This window comes from Sphingopyxis sp. GW821-FHT12C06, assembly GCF_058807415.1.
Genome location: NZ_JBXAQR010000002.1, coordinates 740,371 through 753,912 on the forward strand (window position 1 = coordinate 740,371; position 13,542 = coordinate 753,912).

Below are 13,542 nucleotides of genomic sequence, written 5' to 3' on the forward strand. Positions count from 1 at the left end.
CAGCTACTGCGATCGCCAACTCCATGGAGATCCGATTGAGCTGCTGCCGGTTTCGTGGGCACCAAGATTAAGATGTTTGTGGAACTGGAGGGTATGAATGCAGCGATGGGCCAACTGGCCCAAGCCGCCCGCTTTCAATCCTGACGGAGAGTTCGAGACCGACAGTTTCGGGAACGCAGCAATCCGTACAACGGACCACCGTTTCCAATTCAATCGAAGGACACACCGCCGCTTCCTTCCAGCGAAAAATCAAAGCCAAGAACAATTTTCAAAATTCAGAGATCATCAATTATCGATATCCCCCATCTTGTCCGCGGATTTTCTATTTATTCCAGTTCCTTGTTACAACCTCACAAACTGTCACTTTCATTCACATTCTTTCAATGAATGAGTATTTTAATTTTCGTTCCCATATCGCTTGACCGACCTTTGAACCCGTCACGGCCCGGGCACGAGATGCGGAAGCAATTGCCCGGAAGCGCCGGCCCCTGGACATCATCGGCCAACCATCTGCACGAGGCAGATATCGCACCAACCCAAGGCCGGCCCGTTGCAGGCGAACAGCAGCGCATCTGCGTTGCGGGGTGAAGCTACCCAGGTTGCCCCGGAAAATGCGTCATCATGCCGAACGATGCCGAACCCCGTTGCCCGACAATTGGCGCGACGAAAGGGCGCCGGGCATGAGACGCACGGCATATAAAAATGAGACGACGGGATGGGGCATCGGACGCTTCGATCGCGTAGCTAGGGCCGCGCCTATCATCTCGTAGGTACTTGGGCATTTCCGGATAATACGCTCGATGAAGCGGCGTGATCGACGATGTATTTGGATAGGACAAGTTCGTAAACTTAATCGCGGTCCACTTTAGAATATAAGGTGAATATTTTTTCTTAATTCTATTACCATGACTCGCCTCGGAACTTTTTCATTTCATCGAAACTGACGCACCGAACTGCAATTCATACACCCGCCACTTGAAACGAACACGCCCCGAATGCATCGGCACACATCAATGAACGACAGCGATTTCGAGACCGATGATATCAAGGCGACACCCCTCGTTTATCTCGTGGACGATGACGAAGATTTCCGGGAGGAAATGGTCCTGGGCCTGTCCAGACTGGGGCTGGACGTCCATGGATTCGACGGCGCCGCTCCCCTCTACCGGGCCTACGCCGCGCGGCCGTCCGACGTCGTCATTCTCGACGTCGGCCTGGATGGAGAAGAAGATGGCTTGTCGATAGCCGCCCATTTGCGCGCTTCGCAATCAGTGGGCATTGTCCTGGCGACAGCCCGCGGCTCTGTAGACGATCGGATCGACGGACTGAGGACAGGAGCCGATGCCTATCTCGTCAAACCCATCGACGTTCGGGAACTGGCTGCCACGGTCGAGGCGCTTGGCAGGCGTTTGAACAGGCGCAGCATTGCGGCGCCGCCCCCCTCCCCCCAATGGACGCTGATCGAAGGCGGCTGGGTACTCACCGACGGCCTAGGCCACCGCCTTCGCTTGACCACCTCGGAGAAGCGCTTTTTGGAACTTCTGCTCAGGGAGCGCGGCAAGACCGTCGAGCGGCGGGCGCTCGTCGAAGCCATGGGCGCGGACGCCTATGACTTCAACTACGGGCATCTGGATACGATCGTGAGCCGGTTGCGGCGGAAAGCCAAACAGTCTGACATGCCTCTTCCGCTGCATGTCATCCGCGGATTGGGCTTCACCTTCGCCGACTAGGTCGCGGCGCCGCCACTTCGGGGCAGCCCTCATCCGGTTGATGGAAAATATCCGGCGCCAGCGCGTCGCTTATTCCCTCACCCGCTTTCGGAACTCCAGGAAATGCGCCTGCAGATCGGAGGAAAGCTGGCGAGAAGGCCTTTCCCGCCGCGCTTCGCCGGGCGTTTGACCAAAACGTGCCCGGAAACGACGCAAGAAGTGAGTGGGATCCGCAAAACCATGCGCAAAAGCGATCTCTGCAATAGATCGCGCGGCGATATCGGTTCGCGTCAACTCAAGAAATGCTGCGTCCAGCCGTCGATCCCGGATTACGCTTGAGATGCCACCATCTCCTGCAAACGCTCGATAAAGATGCGCCCGGGAGACATGGAAGCGCCGAAGAATAAAGTCCGGACCAAGGTCATGATTGTGGATGTTGCTGTCAATGAAGTCCAGAACCCGTTGCCGCAAAGCCGCACTCAACGGCCGGAGATCTCCCGCATCATCGGGCCGCTCCCCTCGCAGCGTCGCAGCGAGTATTGTTACCAGCGCTTCCTGCACGGCGGCGGCTTCGTCGTCCGACGGCTGACTCCCGAGATCGCTTAAACCCCCAAGATAGGCTGTGAGCAGCTTCGTCATCGGCAAATGCGCCTTGAGAACCAGCCCATGCAGATTTGCATGCCCCGTTGCCTTTGCCAGGGCTTGGCGCGGAATGAGGGTCGAGAACATGCCACCGGCGGCCACGTCGCCTTGAAGTACCTGCGTCAAATCCAGGATGCAAATATCTCCGGACCGGGCCGTGGCACTGGTGCCGGCGAAGTCACCGGACATGCCTCCCTCTGCAACAACTGCTACAAGATACTGGTCAAGGTCACTTGATGCGATGATGCGTCGATCGCGATTATATCGTTGCGCATTGAATGTGATGGAACCGAACCACAGCCCGGCCACCTGTCGCGACCGTATCGCGCCTTCAAGCTGCGGGCCCTCGCTTCCGACCAACGGCGTGGTTTCGTAGAAGGGGCGCGTGACCTCTCGCCAGAAGTCGCTCCTGAGGCGATCGTCGACCAGGTCGGTCGAAACCAAAACCTCGTCAATCGGGTTCATTTCGCTGCGATTGCCCTCAATCGACATCTGTCGCCCTTATCGTTCGAGCCATTGGCTTTCTCCCCCACCGCGCATGCCGGTTGGTTTGTTAGTTGATTAAGGTCATGAAGCATTTGTGGATGGCGATCCGGACCTGACGTCATTTTCCGCCCTGAATCCATGCCGCATGCCGACTTCCTTCCAGCAACTTTTTGAAGTCAGGCCGAGCCTTGTCCGGCCCGACCTCGCAAAGTTGCCGAGAAAAGGCGCCAGCGCCCTTCGGTTCACTATTAATCTCTCCGAAAACAAGCCCTTCCAGTCAGCGCTGCTCTGCTGGAAAATGCCACCCTCGTCGATCCAAAATCCTCATTATGCCGTTGTCATATAGGCATAAAATATACCAGAATTGCGTCGACCTCTGAAAACCCCTGACCGGCTGAAGCCATGAAAAGCTCCGACCAGAACGGAGGAAGCCACCCGCAGTTCCGAGCTCATTCTGCCCCAATTTTTCAGGACCGCCGCTGTTCCTGACCACCGTGATTTTCACTGACCGCCCCTTGAAAACACTGCAAGTGCAGCGTTCCGGATTGCAAGAAGCGTTCCGTCGCTTCGCAGTTATATGTTCACTGAAGGGAAACGAGCAAATTCACATAATGTCACTTGCTGACACTTTCTGTCACTTACTACGTACAAACCATAATCACCGCATAACATTCATATTTATTCTCATGAATGCTGTAGCTATAGAGCCACGTCCGAACAGGGCGAGGCCAACTATATCTTAATCGGTAAAGGCAAAACCTGTTCCGCGAATAGCATGGAGGGGAAGCATCATGCCCGATTTTTCAGCCCGCCGACGCAGGCGACTCACAATGGTGTCCAGATGGGCGTAATTATAATCATAGATGTCTTCGCCCAGCGCTTCTACGAGCGCGCGCCGCTCGACGGCCGCGCCACGCCTCGCGAACAAACGCCCCAGCAAACATTGTTCCGCGGTGGTTAAGCGGAGACGCTGCCCCCTTCCGTCGGTCAGCACCCAGCCGCCTTCCAACAGCGCCCATCCGGCAACTGGAGGGAGCGAAGGGGCATGAGATCGGCCGAGGCGGCTATCGAGCGCTATCACCATAGCGGCCAGTTCCCGCACGGCGATGGGTTTGACAAGGTAGGCGTCCGCTCCACTCCTGAGGCCGTCGATCCGGTCATCGATGGAGCCGCGGGCCGTTGCCATGATGATTCCAACCGATTGAGAGGCTCGCAAATGGGCAGCTATCGACAAGCCGTCTTCTCCGTCCAGGCCGATATCAAGGACGACGATGTCCGACGGTTTTGCGGAATAGGCTCGATAGAGAGACGCGGCGCAGGCGAATCCTTGTACGTTCAAGCCCAAAGTGGACAGGCCCAGGACCAGCTCTTCGCGGAAGTCCTCATCATCATCGACAAAATAAACGAGGGGCGCGGTTTCAGCCCCACCTTCCTTGGCCCCCTCTGCGATCATCCACGAGTCCCCCATGCATTTTCTTAGTGTCCGATCTCATTTAATCATCGCCTTGTCGATCCTGTTCGGTTGCCTTGCACCGCAAACGTCATGGGCCATTGCATTGAAACCGACAGACGGCATTGCTTCTCCGGTTTCACTTGGCGGACACCTCGCTGTCTTTCACGATCCGACCGGCGCGCTCACGATTGATGACATTGCTTCCGGGCGCTCCGACGTCCGGTTCAAGGCCATCCCTTCCATGCTCACACAAGGCTATCGGAAGGGCGCAATCTGGGTCCGTTTCTCGCTGTCGGTCCCGACGGTTCCTGACCGGTGGCTGCTTCAGATAGAGCGCCCCCTGATCGAAAATGTCACATTCTATGTTCCTGACGGAGCAAGGCATTTCGCAGTCGCGCCTCCGATTGGCCTGTTCGGAGAAAGAGACGATGCCCTCGCTTATCCAAATCTCTTTCCAATCGACGCGTCGTCGGGCGAGGCCAAATATTACCTGAGACTTCAGTCGTCCACTTCAATAACAACCGCATTGAGGGTCTGGCAGGAGAACGGGTACGAAAGGTACCGGCGTTCTGACCTGTGGATCATGGGCATGGTGCTCGGCGCCATCGGCGCAATGATACTCGCCAACTTGCTCTATGCTTTCCTGCTCAGGGAATCGCTTTATCTTCTATATGTTGTGGTTCTTGCAGAATCCGCGCTAACATCGACATTTCACATGGGTTACGCCGGCGAAATATTGCAGATATTGAGCCCGACGCAAATAAATTACAGTTGGGGCGTGATAGTTTGTCTGTACAGCATCATCCTGGTGTATTTCATGGGACGGTTGTTCGATTTCCGTCACCACTGGATTTGGGGTTGGCGCACCATCCAGGGCATTGTGTTTCTCAACGGCATCGCCCTCATATTCGCGATCGCGGGTCGTTACGGCGACGTCGGGTTTTTCGTATCGCGCTTGCAGCAACTGTCCCATCTCTTCATCGGCGCATATGTATTCTATTTGATCATTCTGCAGCGACAATATCAGCACATGTTGGGAGCGCTGGCCTTTTCGGTTATGATCTTCACCCTTTTTGTGATGCAAAGCCAGTATACCGGTTCTCCTCTGTTTGCGATCGACAGTTCGCTGGCCCGGTTGCTGGCCGCAGGGACCTTGACTCATCTGGTGTTGCTGAGCGCTGCGGTCGCTCAACGTGCCCAGCTCGCGGAGCGCAGCCTGAGCGAGGAAAAGGACCGCGCGATCGCTGTCTCCCGGGCCGCCGAACGCGATCTGACGGTCAAGGTACGCGAGAGAACCGCAGAACTGGTGGAACGAAACGCCTTGCTCAAGGCCGAGATGGATCGACGTCGCCTGCTCGAGAAAAAGCTCAGACAATCACTCGACTCCGTCAACGACGCTTTGGCGCAGCAACGGAACTTTGTGGCTGTAGTGTCGCACGAGTTCCGGGGCCCGTTGGCCGTGATCGCGGCGGCCGCGGAAAATCTCCTGTCTGCTGCGGTTGACGGCCCCGAGAGTATCAAGTCGCGCATCGCCAAGATTGGCCGCACCGTTAAAAGAATGTCGATGCTGATCGAAAATGTGCTCGCCGGCGACCGGCTCAATGCCGGACAAGCGCCATTCGAAAAAGCAGAGGCATTCGATCTGAATGAGACATTGCATACGACCAAAGCGGGACTCGATGAGGATGCGGCCAAGCGCGTCAGCTTCATTCACGGCGACAGAGTAATGGTAAAAGGCGACCGCATTTTGCTGGAGATTGTGGTACAAAACCTGATCCAGAACGCTCTGAAATACTCGGCCGCAACAGCCCCCATCACCGTAGAGATTTCGTCCAACCAATATGCGGTATTTTTGGACGTAACGGACCAGGGTACGGGTGTTGCGCCCAGCGATCATGAACTGATTTTCATGAAATACTATCGCGCTGCCGGCCAAAGCGCGAATGGATCCGGCCTGGGCCTCTACATCTCACGAGAGATATCCCGGCAGAATGGCGGCGATCTCGTATTGGCTGCGAGCGACATCACCGGCTCGACATTCCGCCTCTCGTTGCCCACCGAAGCTCTACTTCTGGGGTCGTGTTAAAAAGGGACAAACGCCAGCATCGCGGTCAACGAGCGGGCAACGGAGCATTGGTTGCTCACCGACCGGCGGTGGATCATACGACTCATCATATGTGACGGCACGCTGCTCGGCGGGCCCGGTGCTGCCTGGACGCAGAGCATCGACACCGGCGCTTGCGGCACCGCCAGTTTTCCTCATAATATCAACCCCAAGACGAGGCTCGCGCTCCGCTAATTTACGCCGCGAACTATGCCAGAACATTCTGACGACGGACAATATCCATGTCGATGCAAAGCGCCCCCTCATCAACCCCGCCGAAGGCCCGATTCAACCCGCGCCGCTTCCTCTTTCTGGCCGCGCTGTGGATGACGATAGGAGCATTTGTCGGCTTTATCGTCGCCGGTGCGAACGGCGTGGCGCCCGATTCATGGATACCGTTCGTGGTGATCGGATTCATCGCGGCGAGCTTCCTGTTCACCGGCGTGTTCGTGACGAGCATATCGCGCAATCTGAAACCCATGCTCGAGTCCGCACAGGGCGGCATCGCGAGCCGGATTCTCGAATCGGCCGAGGGCGTAATTTCGCCTGACAGGCGCGTGTTGGCGCGTGTTGGCAAGCTTGAAGAGGCGGGGCTGACGGTTTCGAACTTCAATCATATGTTCATTTTCACACTGACGGTGTTTCCGGAACATGGCGCCCCCTACGAAACGGTGATCCGCCAGTTCATCACCATGGGCGAGTTGCCCAATTTCTACACCGGACGCTTTGTCGTGTTCGTCGAAGATCCGGAGGCCCCCGGCTACGGGCTCATCGACAAGGACCCGCCCGACGATTGGCAGCAGAAGGCCGCAGAGCCGCCCCTCGCCTGCAAGACGCAAAAAGCCGAGACATCCTATCCCGACAAAGGCACGCGGTTGTTCGGCGGCGAGCTGCGTCTATCCGCCCGGATGTCCCCGGTGCGGTTAACCGCCAATTTGATCGCGACTTTGGTCTTCCTTGTACTTGGCTTCCTGGCCCCCTTCGCCCTCGTGACGGGCGGAATCGAGACGGTGACGACATTCGTGCAGGATTTGCCGAAAACAATCACCGGGCGGGGCGAAGGAAATTTCGACAAGGAGAAGCTCCGCAAGGCATATGATCGTGCAACAGCCTTTGCGAGCAACCGGCAAATCTATCGCATGAATATCTACAAGGGGTATGTGAAGCTAACGATCGAAAATCCAGCTCGGGAAAATGCTTATGACGACGTAACCATGCGCGGCGCAGTCGTTGATTCCCGACCGAACGGGACAAGTGCTGCGATCAAGCCCGAAGAGACTTTCCGCGTCGCCGATACGAATTTCAGGGCGCTCGAACAAGCGCTGGGCGATGCGCTGATGCACGGCGACAAAAATCAGCTTTCCTACATCGGGTTCCGCAATCGATCGGAAATCTCGACAATAAGGATCAACAGCACGTCAGGCATTACGATAGACGAGAGGAAATTCATTGTTGTCACAGTTGGGTTTAACAGCGATTATGGATCGACTTCCCGAACATATGATGCCGCGACCGGACAGTTTTTGAACTAAATCCGACGGTCCTTGTGCCCTCGAAGGCGATCTGGCGCGGAGCCAGAAACCGCTATCACAGATCTTCAGAAAAACTGATCGCCGATGATCCACTCCTGCTGAGCATTCGGTGGGGTTCGATCAGACAACAACCCGAGATCTCCCGGCCAATAGCGGCTCTTGATGGCTAGCGGACCGGCTGCTTTTGAACTCGCATGTCAGGAAGCAGACGTCGTGGGCAGAGTAGCAATTCACATCCTCCGCCAATTGCATAGCCTGTTGTCATGGATGCATCTGATCTTTGCGGTCGCCATCAATCAGCTTCCTTCCTAATCGCTGGAATGACCAATTTTCCGGAGACAGCGCCCATGACCTTCCGCAAGCCTCGCCAGTTCGTCCTCGCGCTTTGCCTTGGCCTCGCTGCGCCGGGCATTGCTTCTGCGCACGAACCGGAATCGCCGGATCCACGCGGCGAGACGCTCTATCACGTCTCGATCGGTGCACCGGGCGACGTGCCGCTTGTCGCCGTAAACGGCGGGCCCGGCTTCGATCACAGCTATCTCGTCAATGCGCCCGTCTGGAAGGAAATGTCCGCCCGTCGTCAAATCATCTTCTACGACCAGCGTGGCACTGGCAAATCGCCGGCGACGAGAGGCCCCGAAGACATGACCGTCGACGGTATGGTCCGCGATTTGGAAGCGCTTCGGCGGCATCTGAAGGTCGAACGCATCGATCTGCTCGGGCACAGCTGGGGCGGCATTCTCTCTATGGCTTATGCGGTGCGCTATCCCCAGCATGTCCGACACCTCGTGCTCGTAGGATCGGGCGCGCCGAAGCCCGCCGAACATGAATTTCTTTTCGACAAGCTATATCCGGAAATTGTGGCGACCATTCCGCCAGATACGACACCGGCGGGGCAAATGGGATGCATCGCGATCGACGCATATGACCGGATGTCCTACTACGACCAGCGCAATCTGGCAGCGGGCGGCGGCGACGTTGGCACCTTCTCGCAGACGGTCTGCACCGAGGTCATGCTCGATGCGATGAAGCTCGATCTTTATCCCGCCCTCGCCAAACTCGACGTTCCGACACTCATCATCAACGGACGCTTCGATGCGAATGTCTCACCTACGGTCGCGTACAAGATCAGCCGGACCATCCCGGGCGCACGGCTAGTTTATTTCGAGCGGAGCGGACATTCGCCTCAGGTCGAGGAGCCCGATAAATTCGCGCTCGAAGTCGAACGCTTCCTTTCGGGCAGCATCAGGAAATAGCCGGAGCTTCCGGCGGTTGCGGATGCACCAGCACCTCAATCACCGCCTCGATCACCGCTTCGCAGGCGTCGGCGCGGTGGACGACGTAGAAGGCGTGCCCGGAGGTCATCGACCGGGTCGCGAGGCGTACGAGCTGGCCGGTTTCGAGATAGGGATCGACGATACCGCGCCAGCCGAGCACGACGCCGCGTCCCGCCAGCGCTTCCTGCAGCATCGGCGTATAGGCGCTGAACATCGGGCCGTGCGGCGACGGCGCGATGCCGAGATCGCCGAACCAGTCGAGCCAGTCGACGCGGCCCTGGGCATCGGGCGCAAAATGCAGCAAGGGCGCTTGCTCCCACGCCTCTGGACTATCCTCGGCCAGCCCCGGAAACTGCGCCAGCATCGCCGGCGCGCAAACGGGGAAAACTTCCTCTTCCAGAAGTTTGCGGTGCCTGAGCCCCGGCCAGTCGGATGGCTCGCCATAGCGGATCGACAAATCCACTTCGTCCGCATCGAAGCTTTGATAGGTGTCGGATGTGATCAAGCGGAGCTGCGCCTTGGGTAGCACCGCGCGCAGCATCCCGAACCGCGGCATCAACCAGTCATGCGCCATCGCATAGGTGCAGGCGATGGTGAAGCTGTCGGCTTCGCCGCGCCGACGGCGAATGGCATCGACGCTGTCACGAATGCGGCCAAGCCCGGACAGGATCGCGTCGGCCAGCGTTTCCCCTGCCCCGGTGAGCGCAAGCCGGTTGCCGCTCCGCATGAAGAGCGTGACCCCCAGGTCCGCTTCGAGGTTCGATACGTGACGGCTGACCGCCGACTGCGCGATATTGAGTTCGGCGGCCGCGCGCGTGAAGCTGCGATGCCGCGCCGCCGCTTCAAATACCGCGAGCGCGTTGAGCGGTGGCAGGGACTGGCGCAGGCTTCTCATCGCCCTTGCATATCGAAAAGGCATCGAGTGTCCACATTTCTCTTGTTACGGGTCAGCCCCGCCACGCCTAGGCTGTCCCCTTCAGGCAAGACCGATGGGGGACAAGTTGACGATAATCATATTTGAAAATGCCCGCGTGCTGAACGAGACGGCGGACGGTTATCGCGAGGATTGCCATGTGGTCGTCGAAAACGGCCGGATCGCGGCGGTCGATACCGGTCCGGCGCGCGCCGCCAATGCCGAGATCGTCGACGTGCGCGGCGGCGCCCTGATCCCGGGCCTGATCGACGTTCATATCCATGCCAGGCTTTCCAGCGCCAACGCGGCCCAGCTTCTCGATCATCCCTCCACCTATTCCTCGGCCCATGCCGCGCGGATGCTGCGGCACGCGCTCGATTGCGGATTTACCAGCCTGCGCGATGTCGGCGGCGGCGACCATGGCCTAGCGCAGGCGATCGAAGATGGTCTGATCCCCGGACCGCGCTTCTTCTATGCCGGCCGCACCCTTTCGATGACCGGCGGGCATGGCGACATGCGCCCCGCCCATGAGGATGTCGAGCCGTGCGGATGCAGCCGAATGAACATGATCGCGCATATCGTCGACGGCGCCGACGACGTGCGCCGCGCCGCGCGCGAGGAATTGCGCATGGGCGCGCACTGTATCAAGATCATGTTGTCGGGCGGTGTGCTTTCGCCCACCGATCCCATCTGGATGCAGCAGTTCACCGATGACGAAGTACAGGCCGCGGTCGAGGAGGCGGCACGATGGCGCCGCTATGTCGCGGCGCATGCCCACACGGCCGAGGCGGTGATGCGCGCCGCGCAACTGGGCGTGCGGACGGTCGAGCATGCGACGCTGATTTCATCCGAAGCCGCCGACGCGCTGCGCGATGCCGGCGGCTTTGCCGTGCCCACGCTGTCGGTCGTGATGGCGCTCAGCAAACGCGGCGATGCGCTCGGCCTGCCCGCGGCGGCGGCGGCGAAGGCAAAGGAGATCGCCCACCTCGCGATGCAGGGGTTCGAGACGGCGTGGCGCGCGGGCGTCCCCCTGGGTTTCGGCACCGATTTGCCCGGCGATGTGTTCGACATGCAGGCGCGCGAGTTTCTCTATCGACGCGAGATCCAACCCGCCGCCGCGATCTTGCGATCTGCAACCGTCACGGGCGCCGACATATTGGGGCGGCCCGACCTTGGCCGCATCGTCCCCGGAGCCACCGCCGACTTGCTCGTCGTCGACGGCGACCCGCTCGAAGATATTGCGCTGCTCGCCGAAGACGGCCGGCGCCTGCGCGCGATTATGAAGGCGGGACAGTTTCACAAGCGCGAGCCCCGGTCGGCATGACGGCGCACCTAGCGCCCGCCGCTTCGCCGACGTCCTTCGCTTCGACGCCGCCCGCCTCGACATGGGCCGCGATCTATCTGGGCGTCGCGGCGGCAACGCTGCCGGCGGTCCTGCCCGTCATGGTCGGCGTGTTCGCCGATCGTTTTGGCTATGGCGTCGCGGGGGCGGGAACGATTGCCGCGCTGAACATGGGCGGCATCCTCATCGGCAGCCTGCTATGTCCTCTGATTACCGCACGTTTCGGCTGGGCCGCGGTCATTCGCGCCGCGCTTGCGGTGATGATCGCCGGTAATTTGCTGACCATGCTCGACGGCCATTATGGCTATGTCGCCGCGACGCGCTTCCTCTCCGGGCTGGGTGAAGGCATCGTCGGCGGAATCTGTTATGCGGCGATGGGCCGGTCGGCACGTCCCGAGCGCAGCATCAGTATTTATTTCGCGGGCCAGTCGGTGGTCGGAATGGTCGGCATGGGCAGCTTTGGCTGGATCGCAGCCAGCCTGGGATGGCCATGGCTTTTCCTGATCCTGTCCGCGATAGCCCTTCCCGGCCTCTGGCTTGCCCCCGTCATCGGCAGAGCGCAGCCTGCGCCGGCGGGGCCGCGCTTGGGCCGCCTGTCCGCCAACCCGCTCGTCATCGGCGCGCTGGCGTGCATCCTCCTCTATTTCATCGGCATGGCCTCGCTATGGCCGTTTCTCGAGCGCATCGGCGTTGGCAAGGGCCTCTCGCCCGGAACGGTCGCCTTCGCGCTTTCGGTTTCAGCCTTCGGCGGCCTCGCGGGTTCACTTGTCGCGAGCGTGGTGGCGGGTCGCCTGCCGCGGACCATCGGCCTGTTGTCCGGGCTCTGCCTTCTCGTCGCCGGCGTGGGGGGGCTCGCCTTCCTGCCCGGTACGATGCCCTTCATCCTTTCGGTGAGCCTGTTCGCCTTTGCCTGGCCGTTTCAATATGCCTTTCAGTTCGGCCTGCTGGCATCGGTCGACCGCGGCGGACGGCTGATCGCGCTGACGCCGGCGGTGACCGGCGGCGGCCTCGCGCTCGGGCCAGCGATCGGCGGCCTGCTGCTCCAGAATCTGTCGCTGGGCGCCGTCAGCGCCTTTTGCCTGCTGTGCGTGGTCTTCGCCGTCGCCGGAACGATCAGCCTGCGCCTACCCTCGGCGGATTGAAACATTCACTTCCATCACATTTCGAGATGCTAACACAGAAATACTCTGCTGGCGGGCTGCATCATGCATGCGATTATCTCATGGAGCGGATTTCTTCCGACCGCCTTTGTCAGGAGCCTTCATGTCGATCGTCAACGCCACGCTATATCCCCTGTCCGATCCCGATCGCAGAGCCGCGATTGTTGGCAGGGCCGCCAGCCAGCTTGGAGAGGACGGCGCGGCCGCCTTTCCCGATTTCATCGCGCCCGACGCGCTGGCCGAAATGGTGGCCGAGGCTGCGGCGAAATTCCCGCTCGCCTATCGCCGCGATCAGCAGCTCGGCTTCAACCCGCAAGGGCCGATCGCGGCCATCGCCGACGAGGAGCTCCGCAGCCGCACCTCGCCCTATTCGATGTGGATATTGGGCTCCGACCTTCTCGATTCCACCGGCGCGCTGCGCCGTTTCTATGAATCGGAGGAGCTAATGTCGCTCGTCCGCGACGCGCTGGACATCGATAGCCTCCACACGATCGCCGATCCGCTGATCAACATCAATCTCACCTATATGGGCGTGGGCGATCAGCAGGGTTGGCATTTCGACGACAATGACTTCGTCGTCTCGCTGTTGCTCCAAGAGGCCGAGACCGGCGGCGCGTTCGAATATGCACCCGGCGTCGACGATGCGCCGCCCGAGGATATCCACGCCATTCTCGACGGCGCGTCGCCCCGAACCCGCCTCCAGAAGGTCGGGGCCGGCACCCTGCTTCTCTTCCGCGGACGCCGGGCGCTGCACCGGGTGACCGAGGTGGCCGGGGGCACGCAGCGGATCATCGCGCTGCTCAGCTACCACCGCGAACCCGGCTTCATTTACGCCGACTCGGTCAAGCAGAACGGGCTCGGCCGCACCGAAATACTCACGGCGCCGTAAAAGCGGCAGATCGACACCAGAACAAAAAATTCGAG

Annotated in this window: 11 protein-coding genes; 7 read left to right on the forward strand and 4 right to left on the reverse strand. The window is 59.7% G+C overall.

Annotated features, from left to right (window positions below; all coding sequences use genetic code 11):
• The first annotated feature begins 1,013 nt into the window (after positions 1–1,013).
• Entirely contained in the window at positions 1,014–1,730 is a 717-nt protein-coding gene (locus tag AC1RRJ_RS08935) for a response regulator transcription factor (RefSeq protein ID WP_493121621.1), read from the forward strand.
• Between the two features lie 69 nt (positions 1,731–1,799).
• Here AC1RRJ_RS08935 and AC1RRJ_RS08940 read toward each other — a convergent pair whose 3' ends face one another.
• Positions 1,800–2,843, reverse strand: a complete 1,044-nt coding sequence (locus AC1RRJ_RS08940) for a helix-turn-helix domain-containing protein (RefSeq protein ID WP_493121625.1) — start codon at positions 2,841–2,843, stop codon at positions 1,800–1,802.
• Between the two features lie 733 nt (positions 2,844–3,576).
• Positions 3,577–4,290, reverse strand: a complete 714-nt coding sequence (locus tag AC1RRJ_RS08945; RefSeq protein WP_493121628.1) for a response regulator transcription factor — start codon at positions 4,288–4,290, stop codon at positions 3,577–3,579.
• A 52-nt stretch (positions 4,291–4,342) separates the two neighbouring features.
• Between AC1RRJ_RS08945 and AC1RRJ_RS08950 the strand changes: the two genes are divergently transcribed.
• Entirely contained in the window at positions 4,343–6,376 is a 2,034-nt protein-coding gene (locus tag AC1RRJ_RS08950) for a sensor histidine kinase (protein ID WP_493121631.1), read from the forward strand.
• A gap of 226 nt (positions 6,377–6,602) precedes the next feature.
• Here AC1RRJ_RS08950 and AC1RRJ_RS08955 read toward each other — a convergent pair whose 3' ends face one another.
• On the reverse strand, positions 6,603–7,007 hold the full coding sequence (locus AC1RRJ_RS08955; protein ID WP_493121634.1) for a hypothetical protein: 405 nt from the start codon (positions 7,005–7,007) through the stop codon (positions 6,603–6,605).
• Between the two features lie 58 nt (positions 7,008–7,065).
• Here AC1RRJ_RS08955 and AC1RRJ_RS08960 point away from each other — a divergent pair, with 58 nt between their 5' ends.
• Together AC1RRJ_RS08960 and AC1RRJ_RS08965 are read left to right on the forward strand one after the other, a co-directional pair.
• The gene (locus AC1RRJ_RS08960; protein WP_493121636.1) at positions 7,066–7,926 is read left to right on the forward strand and encodes a hypothetical protein; all 861 of its coding nucleotides are present in this window, start codon (positions 7,066–7,068) and stop codon (positions 7,924–7,926) included.
• Positions 7,927–8,273: 347 nt separating this feature from the next.
• Entirely contained in the window at positions 8,274–9,182 is a 909-nt protein-coding gene (locus tag AC1RRJ_RS08965; RefSeq protein ID WP_493121640.1) for an alpha/beta fold hydrolase, read from the forward strand.
• On the opposite strand, the gene AC1RRJ_RS08970 is transcribed toward AC1RRJ_RS08965, so the two are convergent.
• A complete protein-coding gene (locus AC1RRJ_RS08970; RefSeq protein ID WP_493121644.1) occupies positions 9,172–10,098 on the reverse strand; it encodes a LysR substrate-binding domain-containing protein in 927 nt (308 codons plus the stop codon). The genes AC1RRJ_RS08965 and AC1RRJ_RS08970 overlap by 11 nt on opposite strands.
• A gap of 106 nt (positions 10,099–10,204) precedes the next feature.
• On the opposite strand from AC1RRJ_RS08970, the gene AC1RRJ_RS08975 reads away from it, so the two are divergent.
• The 3 genes from AC1RRJ_RS08975 to AC1RRJ_RS08985 all read left to right on the forward strand — a co-directional run bounded on the left by AC1RRJ_RS08975 (position 10,205) and on the right by AC1RRJ_RS08985 (position 13,507).
• A complete protein-coding gene (locus AC1RRJ_RS08975; protein WP_493121647.1) occupies positions 10,205–11,440 on the forward strand; it encodes a metal-dependent hydrolase family protein in 1,236 nt (411 codons plus the stop codon).
• Positions 11,437–12,600, forward strand: coding sequence for an MFS transporter (locus AC1RRJ_RS08980; protein WP_493121649.1), 1,164 nt, complete (start codon positions 11,437–11,439; stop codon positions 12,598–12,600). Before AC1RRJ_RS08975 ends, AC1RRJ_RS08980 begins: the two co-directional genes overlap by 4 nt.
• 121 nt (positions 12,601–12,721) lie before the next feature.
• Complete coding sequence (locus tag AC1RRJ_RS08985) at positions 12,722–13,507, forward strand: HalD/BesD family halogenase (protein ID WP_493121651.1); 786 nt, start codon at positions 12,722–12,724, stop codon at positions 13,505–13,507.
• Positions 13,508–13,542 lie beyond the last annotated feature (35 nt).